This window comes from Nonomuraea sp. NPDC049504 (assembly GCF_040676845.1).
GTDB classification, from domain to species: Bacteria; Actinomycetota; Actinomycetes; order Streptosporangiales; family Streptosporangiaceae; genus Nonomuraea; species Nonomuraea salmonea.
In genome coordinates this window covers 47,751-66,605 of sequence record NZ_JBFAPT010000022.1, presented here as the reverse complement: position 1 = coordinate 66,605, position 18,855 = coordinate 47,751, and the positions used below count along the sequence as shown (strand labels likewise).

At 72.3% G+C, this 18,855-nt stretch carries 17 protein-coding genes; 2 read left to right on the top strand and 15 right to left on the bottom strand.

Annotation, left to right across the window (positions count from 1 at the left end):
* Positions 1-4 precede the first annotated feature (4 nt).
* Entirely contained in the window at positions 5-907 is a 903-nt protein-coding gene (locus AB0K28_RS35105; RefSeq protein ID WP_364378348.1) for an ACT domain-containing protein, read from the bottom strand.
* Between the two features lie 90 nt (positions 908-997).
* Complete coding sequence (locus tag AB0K28_RS35100; protein WP_364378630.1) at positions 998-3,058, bottom strand: alpha-galactosidase; 2,061 nt, start codon at positions 3,056-3,058, stop codon at positions 998-1,000.
* A 168-nt stretch (positions 3,059-3,226) separates the two neighbouring features.
* On the opposite strand from AB0K28_RS35100, the gene AB0K28_RS35095 reads away from it, so the two are divergent.
* Positions 3,227-4,123 carry a siderophore-interacting protein gene (locus tag AB0K28_RS35095; protein WP_364378346.1) on the top strand — a complete coding sequence of 299 codons (897 nt, stop codon included), beginning with the start codon at positions 3,227-3,229 and terminating at the stop codon, positions 4,121-4,123.
* A gap of 254 nt (positions 4,124-4,377) precedes the next feature.
* Here the strand turns inward: AB0K28_RS35095 and AB0K28_RS35090 are convergent, their stop codons facing one another.
* The 10 genes from AB0K28_RS35090 to AB0K28_RS35045 form a co-directional block, all read right to left on the bottom strand.
* Positions 4,378-5,544, bottom strand: a complete 1,167-nt coding sequence (locus AB0K28_RS35090) for a hypothetical protein (RefSeq protein WP_364378344.1) — start codon at positions 5,542-5,544, stop codon at positions 4,378-4,380.
* A 311-nt stretch (positions 5,545-5,855) separates the two neighbouring features.
* On the bottom strand, positions 5,856-6,437 hold the full coding sequence (locus AB0K28_RS35085) for a helix-turn-helix domain-containing protein (protein ID WP_345385828.1): 582 nt from the start codon (positions 6,435-6,437) through the stop codon (positions 5,856-5,858).
* 302 nt (positions 6,438-6,739) lie between these two features.
* Positions 6,740-8,557, bottom strand: a complete 1,818-nt coding sequence (locus AB0K28_RS35080) for an ABC transporter ATP-binding protein (protein ID WP_364378341.1) — start codon at positions 8,555-8,557, stop codon at positions 6,740-6,742.
* Positions 8,558-8,877: 320 nt separating this feature from the next.
* Positions 8,878-11,607, bottom strand: coding sequence for a DEAD/DEAH box helicase (locus AB0K28_RS35075; protein ID WP_364378339.1), 2,730 nt, complete (start codon positions 11,605-11,607; stop codon positions 8,878-8,880).
* Positions 11,608-11,707: 100 nt separating this feature from the next.
* Positions 11,708-12,595, bottom strand: coding sequence for a YegS/Rv2252/BmrU family lipid kinase (locus AB0K28_RS35070; RefSeq protein ID WP_364378337.1), 888 nt, complete (start codon positions 12,593-12,595; stop codon positions 11,708-11,710).
* 39 nt (positions 12,596-12,634) lie between these two features.
* Entirely contained in the window at positions 12,635-13,549 is a 915-nt protein-coding gene (gene tatC, locus AB0K28_RS35065) for a twin-arginine translocase subunit TatC (protein WP_364378335.1), read from the bottom strand.
* A gap of 98 nt (positions 13,550-13,647) precedes the next feature.
* Positions 13,648-14,001, bottom strand: coding sequence for a Sec-independent protein translocase subunit TatA (gene tatA, locus AB0K28_RS35060; protein ID WP_345385838.1), 354 nt, complete (start codon positions 13,999-14,001; stop codon positions 13,648-13,650).
* Between the two features lie 29 nt (positions 14,002-14,030).
* Positions 14,031-14,231, bottom strand: a complete 201-nt coding sequence (locus AB0K28_RS35055) for a hypothetical protein (RefSeq protein ID WP_355428185.1) — start codon at positions 14,229-14,231, stop codon at positions 14,031-14,033.
* The gene (locus tag AB0K28_RS35050; RefSeq protein ID WP_364378332.1) at positions 14,228-15,202 is read right to left on the bottom strand and encodes a WYL domain-containing protein; all 975 of its coding nucleotides are present in this window, start codon (positions 15,200-15,202) and stop codon (positions 14,228-14,230) included. The genes AB0K28_RS35055 and AB0K28_RS35050 overlap by 4 nt, the downstream gene beginning before the upstream one ends.
* Positions 15,203-15,230: 28 nt before the next feature.
* Positions 15,231-16,193, bottom strand: a complete 963-nt coding sequence (locus tag AB0K28_RS35045; protein ID WP_345385842.1) for a WYL domain-containing protein — start codon at positions 16,191-16,193, stop codon at positions 15,231-15,233.
* Positions 16,194-16,231: 38 nt separating this feature from the next.
* Between AB0K28_RS35045 and AB0K28_RS35040 the strand changes: the two genes are divergently transcribed.
* Positions 16,232-17,314: a DUF3866 family protein gene (locus AB0K28_RS35040; RefSeq protein WP_364378329.1), complete on the top strand. Its 1,083-nt coding sequence runs from the start codon at positions 16,232-16,234 to the stop codon at positions 17,312-17,314.
* Here AB0K28_RS35040 and AB0K28_RS35035 read toward each other — a convergent pair.
* From AB0K28_RS35035 to AB0K28_RS35025, 3 genes are all read right to left on the bottom strand, one after another.
* Positions 17,245-17,739 carry a DUF3291 domain-containing protein gene (locus tag AB0K28_RS35035; RefSeq protein ID WP_364378327.1) on the bottom strand — a complete coding sequence of 165 codons (495 nt, stop codon included), beginning with the start codon at positions 17,737-17,739 and terminating at the stop codon, positions 17,245-17,247. The genes AB0K28_RS35040 and AB0K28_RS35035 overlap by 70 nt on opposite strands.
* Before the next feature lie 63 nt (positions 17,740-17,802).
* Entirely contained in the window at positions 17,803-18,480 is a 678-nt protein-coding gene (locus tag AB0K28_RS35030) for a helix-turn-helix domain-containing protein (protein ID WP_364378325.1), read from the bottom strand.
* Positions 18,481-18,489: 9 nt separating this feature from the next.
* Positions 18,490-18,843, bottom strand: coding sequence for a hypothetical protein (locus AB0K28_RS35025; protein ID WP_364378323.1), 354 nt, complete (start codon positions 18,841-18,843; stop codon positions 18,490-18,492).
* Positions 18,844-18,855 lie beyond the last annotated feature (12 nt).

Sequence of the window (18,855 nt, the reverse complement as noted above, 5' to 3'; positions counted from 1 at the left end):
CTCCTCACCCCGAGTGGTAGCGGGCGTGGGCGGCGGATGCGGCGAGGGCGGCGGCGCGGGCCGCCTCGGTCGGCGTGAACGGCAGCTCGGGCCGCCGCACCAGCAGCGCCCTGTCCGGGCTCACCGAGACCACCATGGTGGTGTTGGGCTCGGCATCGTCGTCCACGGTGTCCCCAGGCCGCCGCCACTCCACGTCCGGCGCCCGCAGCAGCTCGCCCAGCGCCTCGGGCAGCCTGGCGGGATCGTCGCCGACCCGCTGCGCCAGCACGAGCGCCTGGACGCCCGGGTCGGTGAGGTCGGTGACCCGGGCGGGCACGATCACCACGTCATGCCCGCCCGCCTCGGTGAGCGCGGCGGCGAGCACCTGAGGCGCGAGGTCGCGCGGCGCCTCGATGACGAACTCGTCGAGCGCGTCGCACCCGGCGGGCGTGATCGCGCCGCCCCCGGTCGGAGCGATGTGCAGCGCCAGGATGTTGCATCCGAGCCGCCCGAACGCGCCCGCGACGGTGGCCAGCCGCCCCGGCCGCTCCACCACCCGCATCCTGATCCGCCACAGGGTCATGCCCCGCCCGCTCTCCCCCGGCAGCGCCGCCTTGTCGCGCCGCGCCGCCTTGTCGTGCCGCGCCGCCTTGTCGTGCCGCGCCGCACGCCCGGCCGGGCGGCGGTCCTGTAGCCGGCGGTGTCCCAGCCAGCGGTGGACGGCCGCCCCCGCGATCAGCGCCACGCCCAGCCCGACGAGCACGACCGGCCCAGGCTCCTGATGCCCGAGCAGGGTGGCGAGCAGGTGCGCCAGACCGACCGCGACGAACAGCGCGGCGATCTCGACCAGCTCCCGCCACCAGGCCCGCTCGGGAAGGTGCGGCGGTCCTGAGCCGGGGCGAGACGTTACTTTGGGTGCATCGCTCATGACCCTCAGTCTGCGGCACCCGTGTTACCTGATCACGGGCGTCCGCGTTGCGACCGCATTAAACCGCGTTCACCACCCCGGCGCCGGATCTCAGACCCGTTCCACCTCGATGACGAGCGCGGACGTCGCCGGCATGGCGGGCGCGGGCAGCCCCAGCCCGCCCAGCACGGCCCCGGACAGCCGGACCGGACCGGCCGCCCAGTCGGGCAGCAGGGCGCGGGCGGGCACAGGCCCGGCCAGGCGCACCTCGTACGTGGCGGCGGGGTCGAGCCCGGGCAGCCGCAGCGGGCTGGGCCCGATGTCCAGCCGCGAGCCGGCCTGCACGTACGCGAACACGCCCCGCTCGGGCAGCACCACGCCGTGCAGCAGCGACGTCGGGTCGGGATGGTCGGCCCGCACGACCCGACCGGCGTGCAGCACGGGCCGCAGCCGCTTGTGCAGCGCGATCCAGGCGGTCAGCTCCTCCAGCTCCTCGGCGCTTGCCGAGGTGATGTCCCACTCCACCCCCATGTGCCCGAACAGCGCGGTCGCCGCCCGGAACGCCAGCGGCAGCATCCTGCCGGTGCTGTGGTCGCGGGGCGCGCCGACATGGCTGCCCATCCGCTCCGGCGGCACCAGCAGCCCGGTCCAGCGCTGGATCTGCTGCCGGTCGAGCGCGTCGTTGCAGTCGGACGTCCACACCCGGTCGGTGCGCGCCAGGATGCCGTAGTCGATGCGCGCCCCGCCGGACGAGCACGACTCGATCTCCAGGCCGGGGTGACGCTCGCGCAGCTCGTCCAGCAGCCGGTAGGTGGCGAGGGTCTGCGCGTGCACGCCGGGCGCGCTGTCATGCACGGGCTCGGCGATGTCGCGGTTGTGGTCCCACTTGATGTAGTCGAGCCGGTATTCGCGCACCAGCGCGTCGATCCGCTCCAGCAGGTACGCGTACGCCTCCGGCCTGGCCAGGTCGAGCACCTGCTGGTTGCGCTGCGGCGGCGGCATCCGCTCCGGCCGGGCGAGGATCCAGTCGGGATGCTCGCGGGCCAGGTCGGAGTCGGGGTTGACCATCTCGGGCTCGAACCACAGCCCGAACTGCATGCCCAGCTTCCGCACCCGGTCGGCGAGCGGGTGCAGGCCGTCCGGCCAGACGCCTTCGTCCACGTACCAGTCGCCCAGCCCGGCCCGGTCGTGGCGGCGATGCCGGAACCAGCCGTCGTCCAGCACGAACCGCTCGATGCCGGCCGCGGCGGCCCGCTCGGCGAGCTCCAGCAGCCGGTCGATGCCGTGGTCGAAGTAGGTGGCCTCCCAGTTGTTCAGCGTGACCGGGCGCACGGGCAGCGGGCGGGCGCGCAGGTGCTCGTGCAGCCGCGCCGCCGCGTCGTCCAGACCGCTCCCCGACCACGTGAAGAACACCCACGGCGTCCGGTACGTCGCGTCCTGCGCCAGCACGACCTCGCCCGGCTCCAGCAGCTCACCGGCGCCCAGCAGCGACACGCCCTCGGGCAGCCGCTCGGCGTAGTGCACGTGGTCGCCGCTCCAGCCGGCGTGCACGGCCCACACCTCGCCGCCGCGGAAGCCGAACCCGCCGGTCCCGGCGATCAGCAGCCCCGTGCCGTCGTGCCCGGTGCGGCCGCGCCGGTTCTCCCGCGACCACACCCCGCGGGTGAACTCCCTGCGCTGCGGCACCTTCTCCAGCGCCCACCGGCCGGTGAAGTCGAGCAGCTCCCCGGCGCGGGCCGGCACCGGCAGCGTGCACACCAGCCCCTCCAGCCGGTACGGGGAGGCGGCCGTGTTCGTCACCGCGTGCCGCATGCGTACCAGCCCGCTGCCCTCCATGACCAGCTCGCACACCAGCCGCAGCCCGGCCCGCTCGTCGGCGGCCGTCACGGTCACCGTGCCGCCCGCGCCCGGCTCCGCGGCGACGTCGAGCCCTTCCACGCTCCAGCGGACCGGCCAGTGCTCGCCGTCCCGCACGCCGGACAGCCCCGGCCTGCCGTACCAGGACTCGGCCTGGGCGGGCAGCAGTGACGGCGCGGGCGCGCCCGGCGAGGGGGCCAGCACCACCGCCAGGTCCTGCCCTGCCCCCGGGTCCGCGCCGAAGTGCCGTACCCGGGGCAGTCCGTGGCCGGAGGCGTCGAGCACCAGCGCGGCACCGGCCGCGGAGAGGATCACAGGAGACAAGTTCGGGACTCCAATCTCGGGGCGGGCGCTGGGGCCCGGTTTTCACCGTTCACGACGTTATCGTCCCGAGTGGGGCCGATGCACTAACCCCGGCTGGCCGAAATCCCCACGATCGTTTAGGTTAGGCTCACCTAATAACTTCGTTGGAGGATTCCGGGGATGACCGAGCCCTTTCGCATGTTCGACGTACGAGTGGACCGGCTCGAACGCCTCAGCCCGTCCTTCCTGCGCGTCACCTTCACCGGCGACGACCTGCACGAGTTCGCCGACAACGGCTTCGACCAGCGGGTGAAGCTCTTCCTCCCCGTTCCTGAGCACGGCATGACGTACCTGCCCAAGGGCCCCGACTGGTACCAGCGCTGGCGCGAGCTGGACCCCGGCAGGCGCAACGTGATGCGCACCTACACCGCCCGTACGGTCCGCCCGCGGGCCGGCGAGGTCGACGTGGACGTCGTCATGCACCCCGACGGCGGCCCCGCCGCCCGCTGGGCCGAACAGGTGCGGCCCGGCGACGTCGCCGCCCTCCTCGGCCCCAACGGCGTCCACGAGGGGCCGCACGGCGGCCTGGAGTTCCGGCCGCCTGCCGGCACCGGCTGCGTGCTCATCGCCGGCGACGAGACCGCCGTGCCCGCCATCTGCGGCATCCTCGAACGCATTCCCGCGCACCTGGCCGGCGAGGTGCTCATGGAGGTGCCCCTCGACGCCGACGTCCTGCCGATCACGGCGCCCGCCAACATCAAGGTCACCTGGCTCGCCAGGAACGGCGGCGAACGCGGCGCCGAACTCGTCCCCGCCGTCCGCGCCGCCGCCGCCCGCCTGCTCCCCCCGCTGTCCGCCACCCCCGACTCCTTCGAGGACGTGGACGTCGACACCGACGAACTATGGGAAGTCCCCCAGGACACCGCCGACCACGGCCCCCTGTACGCCTGGCTGGCCGGCGAAGCAGGCGTCATCAAAACCCTCCGCCGCCACCTGGTGGCCGAACGCGGCATGGACCGCCGAGCAGTCGCCTTCATGGGCTACTGGCGCCATGGCCGCGCCGAAAACACCGGCTGACCAGCCACCACCCCTCAACCACCCCCGCCAACCCCCCGGCACGGTCCACCGCCGAAGCCGGCAGCCACCGACCAACCGCCCAACATGGCAACCGCCGATTTCAGCCCATCCGCCAGACCTGGCGATGACCGCCGCGGCCCCACCTACCGCCCCCGCGATCGCCTACCGGCGGTTCGGCCGCCGGACCCCGGCGGGTCCCTGCCCGCGGCGTCGTCCACCGGGTTCCGGTGAGTGACGCTGTCGGAAGGCGGGCGTCAGTGCGGCTCCGGGGAGCCTCCCTGCACGAGGTGGCGCTGGGCCGGGGTGGGCGGGTGGGCCCACGTCATGCCAGGGCCGTCGGAGGCGAGGAGGTTTCTGACCGCCTCGCGCAGCACGTCCTCGGCCGGCGCGTCCGGCCGTAGCTCGCGTACCTCGCGGGAGCGGTCCAGGACACGGGCCAGGTCCAGCATGAGCGTGTTCGGCCGGCCCGCGTCCGCCTCGGGCGCCGCTTCCTGGGCGGTGTGCAGGGGCTTGACGGGCGTCCCGTTGACGTGGGTCCTTCCGCCGGACCCGCTCTCGTCCGGCCCGCCGTCGGCCGAGCCCGTCTTCCCCGCCGGCAGCGCCGGGGCCGGAGCCGGGGCCGGCACGCGGATGTGCAGCGCCCCGATCCTCGTCTCCGCCGCCCAGAGACCCCGTCCCTCGACCCCGCTCACCGCCATACCGCTAAGCCCCTCGGCACCGCTCACTGCCGTTCCGTCCACATTCGCGGCGGCCACCACCGTTCCGCCCACGTTCGCGTCAGCCACCGCCGTGGCGCCCGCACCCGCGTCGGTCCCTGTCGCGCTCGCTTCGGCACCGGCCACCGCCCCGTCGGCCGCCGACCCGCCGGCACCGGCAACCGCCGCGTCAGCCGCCGTCGTGCTCACGCCGGAACCGGCCGCTGCCGCGTCGGCCGCGGTCGTATGGGCCACCATCTCCGTCACGACCTCGGCCACCGCTGCGGCGAGGCGGTCGGCGTTCATGCCGTCCAGGTCCGCCACGTCGTCGAGGTCGTCCGCTGGCAGGCCGCCGCGCAGGTGCAGGACGCCGGGGCGTTCGGTGGCCGTGAGCTCGTCCATCAGCTCCGCGACCGTGCCCTGCGGGTCGTGCAGCGCGGCGTCCCCGCGGGCAGCGAAGGCGTCGGCGAACAGGCGCAGGGAGACCGACCGCGGCGGCTCGTACGCCACCACCACCTCCAGCTCCCCGTCCACCCGGATCGGGCTGCCCGAGTCGTGGTACGCCCGCAGGCCCTCCACGAAGACAGCCTCCGTGTCAGGCGGCAGCAACCCGCCGAGAGGCGCCTCGAACCTGTCGCCGGCCGCACCCTCCACCGGATCCCGGCGGAACCACCAGACCACCGCACCAACCACGGCGGCGGCCAGCACTGTGACTGCGATGAACACGATGTCGTCCGCTTTCCCTCGTACTCGGCAAGCGGTAGCAGCGTAGTGTGATCAACCCCGACAAACCCGCAAATTCCCACAAATAACGATCAGGTCGCCGCGCACGTCATACGTCGCCCGGGATGACGTTTCTTCCACTTGGTAACCGGAATTGTTTTTCCGATAATTTCTCCTGTCTACCCGGACGAGAACCGCCCCCTGGACCGACCGCGACAGGCCGGCACACGCCCGTCCACCTCGTCAATGTCCCGCCCCCGATGCGCCGCCTGCTCCGGATCACCGGCCTCGACCGTCACCTGGCCTGGTGACGGTCAAGGTGAACGTGCGCGCATCCCGTCGCACACCACGTCCGCCAGCCGGACCGCCCCGCCCCTGGCCCGCGCGCCGCGCTCGGCGACCAGGCAGCCCCGCAGCAGGTCGAGCGCGTCCCCCGCGCTGAGGTCGGCGCGCACCGCGCCCACCCGCTGCGCCCGCACCAGCAGCCGGCCCAGCGCGGCGGCGAAGTCGCCGGCCAGCGTGGAGCCCGGCCGCAGCGGCATCGCCGCGCCGCTGTCCAGCATGTCGCACAACGCCTGGTTGACCGACGCCTGCTCGACCACTCCAGCGAACCAGCCGAAGAACGCCCGCCCGGCGTCCTCGGCGGTGGCGAGCGCGCGGGCGTCGGCCACGAACCGCTCGATCCGCCCCAGCAGCACCGCCTCGAACAACGCCTCCTTGGTGGGGAAGTGCCGGTAGACGGTGCCGACCCCGAACCCGGCGCGCCGGGCGATCTCATCGAAGGAGATGGTCAGGCCGTCACTGGCCAGCGCCTCCTGCGCGATCTGCAGGACCCGCTCCCTGTTGCGCCGGGCATCGGCCCGCAACGGCCTGGCGGCGCCGTGATCGTCGCCCAAGATCTCCACCTGCCTTCGGCCCGCCGGCAGGCGGAAAGCGGGCCCGCGGCGACAAACGGAGAAAGCCCTCCGATTCTATCTAGGAGATTCCCCGACATACAGCCTCAAAAGCCCAGCAGAACCCCGAAAAGCCCGGCACCCGCCCAGATCGCCAGGACGGGTGAGACCCGAGTCACGGACCCCCCAAAGCCCGGCACCCGCCCCAGAATGTCAGGACGAGCGTGGCCTGGGTCACGGACCCCCGAAAAGCCCGGCACCCGCCCCGGAGTGTCGGGGCGGGTGCCGGACCGGCGAGCCGGGGGTCACGGAGACGCTCCCCCGCCGGACCGCGCGCCTACCCGCTTGAGCCGGATCCGCTCCTCCCGCGGAACCGGCTCGACCTCGATCACCCGCGCCCCCTCCGGCGCCTGCCGCAGGTCGTGCGTGATGAGCAGCGTGGTACGCCCGGCCATGAGCCGCCGCAGCGGCCGCATGACGTGGGCGGCGGTGGCGACGTCCAGCCCGGTGACGGGCTCGTCGAGCACGAGCACCGGCGTGTCGCGCAGGATGGCCCTGGCGATCGCGATGCGCTGCCGCTGCCCGCCGGACAGAAGCCGGCCGCGCTGCCCGACCGGCGAGTCGTACCCCTGGGGCAGCAGCTTGGCGAAGTCGTGCACCCCGGCCACCTCGGCCGCCCTGATCACCTCGTCGAGCGAGGCGCCCGGCCGGCCGTAGGCGATGTTGTCGCGTACCGAGCCGGAGAACAGCAGCGTCTCCTGGTGCAGGACCGTGATGTTCTCGCGCAGCGACTGCCGCGTCAGCCTCCGGACGTCGGTGCCGTCCAGCAGGATGCGGCCCGAGTCCGGGTCGTAGAACCGCAGCAGCAGCTTGGCCAGCGTGGACTTGCCCGCCCCGCTGGGCCCGGTGATCACGACGACCTCGCCGGGCTCGGCGGTGAACGACAGGTCACGCAGCACCGGCCGGCCCCGTCCCGGGTAGGTGAAGCTCACCCGGTCGAAGTCGATCCGGCCGCCGCACCGGCCCGCCGGGACCGCGTCGCCGGCGTCGCGCACGGCAGGCTCGGTACGCAGGATCTCGATCACCCGGTCCGACCCGGCCGCCGCCTCCGACACCGTCAGGGCCAGCTCACCCAGGCTCTGCACGGCCGGGTAGAGCAGGGCCAGGTACGCCGCGAACGACAGCAGCCCGCCGATCGTCAGCCGGCCCGCCGCGATCTCCCACGCGCCGAACCCGAGGATGGCGATCAGGCAGATCGTCTCGATGACCTGCACCGCCGGGTTGTAGAGCCCGGCCAGCCAGGCCTGCGACATGTTGGCCCGCAACCAGCCGCGCCCCTCGGCGTGCAGCCGGCGGGACTCCTCGCCCTGCCGGTTGTACGACTGCACGAGCGGCTGGTTGGCCAGCCCCTCCTCCAGGACGCTGTTCATCGCCCCGTTGCTGGCCCGCTCGCGCGCCGCCGCCGTCCTGAACCTCGAAGCGAACACCTTCGAGGTGATCAGGAACAGCGGGATCAGCGCCATCGTCAGCAGGGCCAGGTCCCATCGGATGAAGAACGCGGCCCCGGCGAAGAAGATGATCCCGGCCACCGTGGTGATGGCCTTGACCAGCCCGGACCCGACCAGTTCCTCGATGGCCTCCACGTCGTCCGTCATGCGCGCCATCAGGTCGCCCAGCCGCCGCTTCTCGGAGAAGTCGGGGGCGAGCGTCTGCACGTGCGCGTACACGCGGTCGCGCAGGGCCAGCAGGAACCGCTCGGCGCCCAGCGCGGTGGTGTAGGCCCCGCCGAAGGACAGCAGCCCGGCGAGCACGGCGAGCCCCAGCCAGACGGTGGCCGGTGACCAGAAGGCGTCGAGTTGGCGGGTCGTCAGCACCTCGTCGGTGATGTGCCCGAACAGGCGGATCGCGGCGACCTCGCAGAGCGCGGCCAGGATGGCGAAGGCCACGCCTGCCGCGAAGAGCCGCCGCAGACCGCGAGTGTCCGGCCAGAACTCGCGGAACGTCCGGCGAATGGTGATCGCCGGCGCGAGTTCACGGCCGGAGGCGTTAAAGGAGAGCCGGCGGCCAGGCCGCCGGCCCTCATCTGGGGGCTCTAGCACCCCCACCACCTGCGACGGGCGCACCAGCCCCACCTGCGCCAGCGACGCCGCCTACGGCATCCCCATCCTTGCTGGAAGCCGACCTGGGACAGTTGCGTGTTCGCCATGATTCCTCCCCCGTTGGCTGAACACTGACAAATCGGACGCTAGCACCCGAATTGCGATAAATCAGCAGATAATCGCTGATTTCAGGAAGGCTTGACTGGTAAAGCCCGAACAGAAAGGCCGTTCCGGCGAAGAAGTAAAGGCCCCCGTCCACCGGTAAAAACGCAAAACGGCGGTCATGACAACACCAAAGGCGCCCCCGAAACCTCGTTTCGAGAGCGCCTTCGGCGGCAACGGCATCAGGTCAGCGACGAGTACGCCACCACACCCCGCCGCATCGCGTCCATCGCCTTCACCGACGTCTGCCGGATCTTGCTGCCCTCCGGCGCCGCGTTCCCCAGCTGACCCAGCAGGTCCATCAACTGCTTGACCCACCGCACGAAGTCACCCGCCGCCAGCTCGTTGCCGTTGACGCCCTCCATCAGGACCGCGTCCAGCGAATGCCCCTTCGTCCACCTGAACGCCGCCCACGCGAACCCCAGATCGGGCTCCCTGATCGTCGACAGCCCATGGTCGGACTCGATGCCCTCCAGCTCACCCCACAGCCGGATCATCGCCGACAACGCGTCCTGCGCCCGCCCCGCCGGGATCTTCGGCCGCCGCGTGTCGTCCGACGCCCGCGACTCGAACACCAGCGCCGACACGCACGCCGCCAGCTCCGCCGGATCGAGCTCCTCCCACAAACCGTTGCGCAGGCACTCGGCCGTCAGCAGATCCAGCTCGGTGTAGAGCCGCCCGAGCCGCCGCCCCTCATCGGTGACCGTCTCGTCGCGCAGATAACCCAGCTGCTCGAGCACCGAGCAGATCCGGTCGAACGTCCGCGAGATCACATGCGAACGCCCCTCCACCCGCCGCCGCAGACCCTCCGTCTCACGCAGCAGCTTGTAGTAACGCTCGGCCCACCGCGCGTGGTCCTCCCGGTCGTCACACCCGTGGCACGGATGCTGCCTGATGCGCCGCCGCAGCTCGTTGACCTCGTCGTCCTCCACCGTGTGGTCACGCGCCCGCACCGGCTTGCCGAGATCACGGTCACCGATCTTCGCCATCAGCGTCGAGATCAGGTTCGCCCGCTCCTTCGGCGAGCGCCCGTTGAAGTTCTTCGGGATGCGCACCTTCTCCAGCGGCTCCACCGGCACCGGGAAGTCCGCCGGATCCAGCTTCTTCACCTGCTTGCCGATGGTCAGCACCAGCGGGCTCGGCCCGTGACCACGCGGATTACGGCCGGGATCCAGCACGATCGCCAGCCCGGCCCGCCGCCCGCCCGGCACCCTGATCACGTCACCCGGCTGCAACGCCTCCAGCGACCGCACCGCCGCCGCCCGCCGCGCCGCACCCCGCTGCCGCGACAGCTCAGCCTCACGATCGGACAGCCGCCGCCGCAGCGCCGCGTACTCGGGGAAGTCGCCCAGGTGGCACGTCATCGCCTCCTGGTAGCCCTCCAGCGCCTCCTCGTGCTTACGCAGCTGCTTGGCCAGCCCCACCACCGCACGATCGGCCTGGAACTGCGCGAACGACTCCTCCAGCAGCGCCCTGGCCCGCTCCCTGCCGAACTGCCCGACCAGGTTGACCGCCATGTTGTACGACGGCTGGAAACTCGACCGCAGCGGATACGTACGGGTGCCCGCCAGCCCCGCCACCGACAGCGGATCCATGCCCGGCTGCCACAGCACCACCGCATGACCCTCGACGTCGATGCCGCGCCGCCCCGCCCGCCCCGTCAGCTGGGTGTACTCCCCCGGCGTCAGATCCGCGTGCGTCTCACCGTTCCACTTGTCCAGCTTCTCGATCACCACGCTGCGGGCCGGCATGTTGATGCCCAGCGCCAGCGTCTCCGTCGCGAACACCGCCTTCACCAGGCCGCGGGTGAACAGCTCCTCCACGACCTCCTTGAACGCCGGCAGCATGCCCGCGTGATGCGCCGCCAGGCCCCGCTCGAGCCCGTCACGCCACTCCAGGTAACCCAGCACCGCCAGGTCCTCATCGGGCAGGTGCGCGGTGCGCTCGTCGACCAGCTGCCTGATCTCGTGCCGCTCCCGGTCGGTCGTCAGCCGGATGCCGGCCGACAGGCACTGCTGCACCGCCGCGTCGCACCCCGCCCGCGAGAAGATGAACGTGATCGCCGGCAGCAACCCCTCGCCGTCGAGCTTCTCGATCACCTGCACCCGGTCCGGCGGGCGCGGCCGCGAACGCGGCGCCCGGCCGTAACCCCGCCTGCCACGCCCCGCCGTCAGCCGCTCCGCATCACGCGTCACCCGCATCAACGTCGGGTTGATCCGCGGCGTCAGATCGTCGGTCATGAACAGGTCGTAGATGCGGTTGCCCACCATCATGTGCTGCCACAGCGGCACGGGACGGTGCTCGTCGACGATCACCGTCGTGTCGCCGCGCACCTCGCCCATCCACTCGCCGAACTCCTCGGCGTTGCTCACCGTCGCCGACAGCGCCACCAGCCGCACCGACTCCGGCAGGTGGATGATCACCTCTTCCCAGACCGCGCCCCGGAACCGGTCGGCGAGGTAGTGCACCTCGTCCATCACCGCGAACCCGAGCCCGGCCAGCGTCGCCGAGCCCGCATAGAGCATGTTGCGCAGCACCTCGGTCGTCATGACGACGATCGGCGCCTCGCCGTTGACGCTGTTGTCGCCCGTCAGCAGCCCGACCTTGGCCGTGCCGTAGCGCTTGACCAGGTCGTTGTACTTCTGGTTGGACAGCGCCTTGATGGGGGTGGTGTAGAAGCACTTGCGGCCCTGCTCCAAGGCCAGGTGGACGGCGAACTCGCCGACCACCGTCTTGCCCGACCCCGTGGGCGCCGCCACCAGGACGCCGTCTCCGGCCTCCAGGGCCCGGCAGGCGTCGAGCTGGAAGTCGTCCAGCGCGAAGTCGTAGAGACCTCGGAACGATCTCAGCGCGGCCCCGTCGTCCCCGTGTTTCTGACGGAAGGCCGCATAGCGTTCCGCTGGCGTTGTCATAGTCGCCAGCCTACCGAAACCGCCATTCCGGTCCGTCCCGGCCGCCGTTCGCGGAGCTTCTGGCGGGCGGCACCGGCCCGGCGCCTTTACAATGTAGATTTCATACGATGACGCGTAACGCCCCCGGCCGGACCTCGCAGTGCAGCGGGGTCTCGCCGATGCGTTCGCCGTCGGCGTAGGCGACCACCTCGGGCGCCTCCACCCGCACGCTGCGCACCCGCCGCACCGACACGGCGGGATGCCGTACGTGGCTGCCCCGGTAGACGCTCGGGAAGACGCGGACGAACTCCCCCGTGGACAGCGCGTTCAGCAGCACGACGTCCAGGAGGCCGTCGTCGGGCCTGGCGTCGGGGCAGACCCGCATGCCGGCGCCGTACGACGTCGTGTTGGCCACCGCGACCAGCATCGCCTCCCGCTCGACCACGTCGGTCTCGTCGTAGGTGATGCGGAACGGGATGGGCTTGAACGCGCGCAGCTCCCGCGCGGTCGCCACCAGGTATCGGGCCATGCCGGGCGGCCAGGTGAGGCCGTTGGCGCGTTCGTTGACCCGCGAGTCGAAGCCGCAGCACGCCACCCCGGCGAACAGCTCCTCGGACGTCCCGGCCCTGATGCGGGCGGCGTCCACCAGCCGGGTCTTCATGCGCAGCACGGCCCTGGCCGCGGCCAGCGGATCCTTGGCCGGCACGCCGAGCGCGGCGGCGATGTCGTCGCCGGTGCCCGCGGGGATGATGCCGAGCGGCACGTCGGTGCCGGCCACCGCCTGCACGGCCAGGTGGACCAGCCCGTCGCCGCCGAAGGCGACGAGCGCGTCGGGCCGCTCGGAGACGGCGGTGCAGGCGCGTTCGAGCGCGTCGGCGGAGTCGTCACCGACGATCACGGACAGCTCGGCCCCTCCGGCACGCAGCCGGCGCGCCACGGGCTCGAGCAGGCGCAGCGTACGCCCGCCGCGGGCGGCGGGGTTCACCAGGAGGGCGAGTTGCGGGGACACGCCCGGAACATATCGCCTCCTGGGCTGCGGGGGAATGCCTCAGCGCTTGTCGGTGCCCGGCGGCTCCTCATCGGCGGGCCCAGCGGCAGGCCCAGCGGCAGGCCCAGTGGCAGGCGTCGCAGGCGGCCCGGCAGGAGGTTCTGCGGCCGATGCGGCAGGCGCGGGCGTCCCGACCGGCGCGTCGTCCTCGGCCAGCGGGGAGGCCTCGTCATCGGACAGGTGGTCGAACTCGCTCCTGCCCGCCCCGCGCCTCTCGCGCAGGTAGATGACGCCCTCGGCGACGAAGTAGAGCAGGATCATCGGCATGGCGAGCGCCATCATCGTCAGCGGGTCGCCGCCCGGCGTGATCACCGCGCCGAAGACGAACATGATGAAGATGACGGTGCGCCGGTGCTTTTTGACCGTGGCGTGCGACAGGACACCGATGATGTTGAGGAACACCAGCAGCAGCGGCAGCTCGAACGAGATGCCGAAGATCACCAGCATGATGAGCACGTAGCCGAGGTACTCGTCGATCTGGATGGTCGCGACGGTGTCGCTCGGTGCGAAGCCCAGCAGGATCGCCAGGCTGGTGTCCATGATGAAGTAGGCGAGAGCGGCGCCGAGCAGGAACAGCGGGACCGCGATCCCGAGGAACGTGATCGAGTAGCGCTTCTCGTTGCGGTAGAGGGCGGGCGTGACGAACGCCCAGATCTGGTACAGCCAGACGGGTGAGGAGACGACGAGGCCGACGAGCGCCGAGACCTTCAGCGTCAGGAAGAACGACTGGAAGATGCCGCCGTAGGTGAGTGTGCACTGCCCTTCGCGCAGCTGCTGCGCCTGCGGGGTGTCACAGAACGGCTCTTTGATGTAGGCCCACACCGGATCGAAGAAGAACCAGCCCACGATGATGCCCACGATCACGGCGGCCAGCGCGATCAGCAGCCGGTTGCGCAGCTCGCGCAGGTGCTCCATGAGGGGCATGCGACCCTCGGGGTCGCGGACTTGCTCCGAATCGCTCGATCGTTTGAGCAGCGCCATCTAGCAGTCCTGGGTGAGGAGGAGGGGTGGGGTCAGGCGTGCTTGTCGGCCTGGGCGGCACTGGCGCGCAGCCTCGCGGCCTGCTCCTCCAGCTGGCGGGCCTGCTCCTCGGCGGACAGACCGGGCGCCGGGGCGGGCGGGGCCGCGGGGGTCGCCGGCAGCGGCTGCGGCTGCGCGGGCTGCGGCTGGGCCTGCGCCTGCGGCTGGACGGGCTGCGCGGTGTGCTGCACGTCGTCGTCGTCATCGCGCAGCTTCGCGGTCTCGGACTTGAAGATGCGCAGCGACCGGCCGATGCCGCGGGCCATGTCGGGCAGCTTCTTCGCACCGAACAGCAGCACCAGCGCCAAAAGAATGATCAGGAGTTCGGGCACTCCGAGGTTCGGCATGAAACGCCCTTTCTAGCGAGTTGCCTCTTTCAGCCACGATCGTACGCTGCCCGGGGCGTGGTCTCACCCCCCTGGCCGGTCAATCTGGCCCGCCGCGGCTCAAGCTGGGCCTGCGCCTCGGCCACTTCCCTTCTCAGAGTACGTGCCGCCGCCACGACGCGAGCACCGGCCACCGCCAGCACCGCCAGCCCGGCCACGCCGATCGCGACGGACAGGAAGATCCAGGTCATGACCGGTGAGCGTACAGGGCGAGCGCCCGCTCGGCCTCCTCGCGCACGCTCTCCGCCATCGCGGGCGGCGAGACGACCCTGCCGGTGTCGCCGAGGCGCAGCGCCAGTTTCAGGATCCAGTCCTCGTCGCGGGCCCGCAACGCGACCCGCAGCCGGCCCTCGCCCAGCTCGGTGACCTGCTCGCACGGGTAGTACTCGGCCACCCACCGCCCGGCGGCGCTCAGCTCCAGCTCGACCAGCTCGTCGGTGGGCGAGGGCCGGAACACGCCGTCGGTCACGTCGCGCGGCTCCGCCTCCGCGGGCGGGTCGGCGGGCACGTCCAGCACCTCGACGCCGAGCACCCGGTCGAGGCGGAACAGCCGCATCGCCTCGGCCCGGTAGCACCAGCCCTCCAGGTAGGCGCGGCCGTCCACGACCAGCACCCGCATCGGGTCGACCTCGCGCGGCGTCACCTCGTCGCGGCCCGGCACGTAGTAGCGCAGCGACAGCCTGCGCCCCTTGGTGAGCCCCTCACGCACGCGGGGCAGCGCGTCGGGCGCGGCGTCCACGTCGACGGCGACCTGGCTGCTGACGGTCGCGGCGCCCTCGCCCGCGGCCCGCTCCAGCTTGGCCGTCACGCGCGGCAGCGCGTCGGGCACCCCGCCCTCGGGCAGGGCCAGCTCGGGCCTGGCGGCCAGCGTGCGCAGCGCCACCAGCAGCGCGCTGGCCTCGTCGATGCCGAGCCGCAGCGGCCGCGCGATGGTCTCGGCGTTGTCGATGAGGATCTCGCCGCCGTCCCACGACACGTCGATGAGGTCGCCCGGAGTGTGGCCGGGCAGCCCGCACATCCACACGAGCTGCAGGTCGTCGATGAGCTGCTTCTCGCTCAGCCCGAACACCGCCGCCACCTCGCCGACCTGCGCCCCCGGGTGCGACATCAGGTAGGGCACCAGCGCAAGCAGCCGCGGCAGCCGATCGGCGGACCCGCTCATTCCCGTTCCCCCTCGTTCAGACGCCCGCTCACGCCAGCGCTCCCTTCAGGCGGCAGATGACGGCCTCGCGCGCGTCGGGCGGCCCGACGACCTCGACGTCGGAGCCCAGGCTGGCCATCCACCCGGCCAGCCGCTCTGCGTCGGAGAAGACCAGCTCGGCCTCGTCCCAGCCGTCGCCGCCCGCGCGTACGGACCTGGCCAGCCGCCGCAGCCCCTCGCACGTCCCCTGCCTGACCCGCACGACGGCCACCCGCTCGTGGCTCGGCTCGTCGGGGAAGGCCACCATGGCCCGCAGATCGACGTCGGCGGGCACCTCGACCACGCCGGGCCGGCCGACGGCGGTGACCTGCCCGGTGATCCTGCTGAGCCGGAAGGCGCGCGGCGCGTCCCTGTCGCGGTCGAACCCCGCGAGGTACCAGCGGCCGCGCCTGCTGACCACGCCCCACGGCTCGACGGTGCGGCCGCGCACGGTCTCGCTGCCCGACGCCCGGTAGTCGAAGCGGACCACGCGCCGGTCGCGCACGGCGTTCCACAGCGCGGGGAAGGCCGGGTCGCGGGTGTCGACGCGCAGCTCCAGCGCGCTGCCGCCCATCGAGCCGCCGACCGGCTGGTCGGTGGCGACGCCGCCGGCCCGCAGCTTCAGCAGCGCGCCCGAGGCGGCCTCGGCCAGGCTGGCACGCTGCCACACCTGCGCCGCCAGGCCCAGCACGGCCGCCTCGTCGGGCTCCAGTGTGATCTCCGGCAGCTCGTACGACTCCCGCTCGATACGGTAGCCCGGCTCGTCCTCCCACGGGTCGCGCACCACGTCGATGGGGATGCCGATCTCGCGCAGCTCGTTCTTGTCACGCTCGAACATGCGCTGGAACGCCTCGTCGCCGTCGCGGTCGTAACCGGGGACGGCCTGGCGGATCTGCTCGGCCGACAGCGGGCGCCGGGTGGCGAGCAGGCAGATCACGAGATTGAGCAACCGCTCTGTCTTCCGGCGCGACATCTGCCTCACTCCTCCTTCATCGACGCTACCCTGCCCCCGTGATCAGATGGCGCAAGGGCGAGGTCGTACGGATCCGACGCGAGTGGCCGGGAGCGGTGGAGCTGGACGTCACCGTGCCCGAAGGTGAGTGCCGGGCGCTGGCCTACCCCCCGTTGGTGGGCCGCCCGGAACCCGGTGACGAGGTGCTGCTCAACACGACCGCACTCGCGATGGGTCTCGGTACGGGAGGTTACGCCATGGTGGTGGCCGTCCCGAACCGTTTGCCGGAAGATCCCTCCGGCCCCGGGCACCTGGTGAAGGCCAGGTACACGCCGCTGCAGGCCACGGTGCTGGGCGCGGACGAGCAGGATTCGCCGCATCACGACCTGTTGCGCGAGGCGGACTCCCTCGACGGCATGCCGGTGGTGGTGGCCGACCTGCACTCGGCGCTGGCCCCCATCCTGTGCGGTCTGTACGAGGCCCGGCAGGGGGTCCGGGTGGCGTACGTGATGCAGGACGGCGGGGCGCTGCCGGCGTGGTTCTCGATGGCGGCCGCCCGGCTGCGCGAGATCGGCTGGCTGTCCGGGGTCGTGACGGTGGGGCAGGCGTTCGGCGGCGACGTCGAGGCGGTCACCGTGCACACCGGGCTGCTGGCGGCCCGCCACGTGCTGGAGGCCGACGTGGCGATCGTCGCGCAGGGCCCCGGCAACCTCGGCACCGGCACCCGGTGGGGCTTTTCGGGGGTGTCGGCGGGCGAGGCGGTCAACGCGGCGGGCGTGCTGCTCGGACGGCCGGTGGCGGCGCTGCGGGTCAGCGAGGGCGACCTGCGCGAGCGCCACTACGGCGTCTCCCACCACTCGCTGACCGCCTACGGCAGGGTGGCGCTGTCGGCCGCCGACGTGCCGGTGCCGATGCTGCCGGGCGAGTTCGGGGAGCGGGTCAGGGACCAGGCGGAGCTGCTCGCCGTACGGCACCGGCTGGTCCCGGTGGAGGTGGACGGCCTGTACGAGGCGCTGCGCGAGTCGCCGGTGCGGCTGTCGACGATGGGCAGGAGCCTCGATGAGGATCTGCCCTACTTCCTGGCCTCGGCGGCGGCCGGCAGGCTGGCGGCCTCGCTGCTGGGGCGGCCCTCCGGCGTGTAGGCGTCCCTGAACGTGAACGCCTCGGGGCCGGGCCCGCCGGTCCTGAGGCGCTCCAGCCGTTCCATGCCCTCCGCGAGCGACGGGATCTCCCCGTCGGGCACCCACCACATCACCATGTACGGCTCCACCGCGCGCAGGAACCACTCCCTGCGCCGGCGCAGCACGCCCAGATGCGGGCTGCGGTAGACGTAGTCCCACAGCGACTCCGTCGACTCCCACACCGAGAAGTTGATCAGCAGCATGTCGCCGTAGTCGTGCACGACGGTGGCGGTGGGGTCGGCCTCACTCTCCTTGAGCCGCCAGACGAAGCCGGGGGCCGCGTCGGCGAGGGCGTTGATCGGTTCGAGCAGGGCGACGAACTCGGCGAGCTCGGCGCTGTCGATGGGCGCGCGCAGATGAGCGATGTTGAGCTGGGCGAGATGCATGGGCTCAGCTCACCATCGCAGGCGCTTCTATGTCAATATGCGTTTGTTTTAGAAGTGCGGGGATCACGGGAGGTCTTCATCCGGTCCTTCGGGTTCGAGAACGTCGAGCGACACGCAGCACTCGTCCGGGCGCGGGTCGAGCACCGCCCTGCCGGGATCGTCGCCCAGCCCCTCCAGCAGTCCCTGGCACAGCGCCAGGTTCATCGAGCACACCAGCAGCGGCTGCTCCCGCGCCAGCACGTGGAACGGGCAGTTGCGCAGCCGCAGCCGCCCGCCCTCCGCGTACGGCTCGTAACCCCGCTCGCGCAGCACCCGCTCCACCGGCTCGCCCCTGCGTCCGGCCCCCAGCCGCGCGCCCGCCTGCCTGGCCACCGCCTCGGTCTGCTCCTCGGCGCCCAGCCGGTCCACCACGTCCGCCAGCACCGAGGCCAGCGCCGCGTAGTCGCGCGGCGGCAGGCTCACCGACCGCTCGCCCCGCGCCCTGCGGTAGACCTTCGCCGGCCGGCCGCTGCCCGGGCCGCGCTTGTCCGGCCGGCGGAACCCGCTCTCCAGCAGCCCCGCCTCCACCAGCTTGTCGAGGTGGTGACCGGCCAGCGTCCTGGACACCCCCGCCGCCTCGGCCGCCTCACCGCGCCCCACGTCGCCGCCGCTGGAGGCGACCACGTCGTACAGGCTGCGGCGGACGGGGTCGTGCAACAGGGCCAGCGCGTCGAGATCGCCGCCCACGGGCTCGCTACTCACACGCGGAGTCTACGAAAGCCGCCGCTCCACCCGCTTCAGCACGCAGGAGCGGCCGACCTTGTACGCGCCCCCGCCGTACCGCTTCCAGCAGGCGCCCTTCTTGAGCACGCGGATGTCGATCCACCCAGGAGCGCCGTGACTCCTGTGCACGGCCTTGGCGTTGCGCAGCAGTTCGGCGGCCACCTTGCGCGCCTGGGCCTTGGTCGAGGCGGAGGCGTTCACCCAGCTCACGCCGGCGTCGCCGCCGAACACGCAGGGCTTGACGCCCTTGCAGAACGGCGGGTTCGCGGTGGCGCCCGCCGCCGGCGCGAGGCCCAGCAGAACGGTTAACGCGGACACGATGACGACCAGTGAACGGATCATGCCGAACATCCT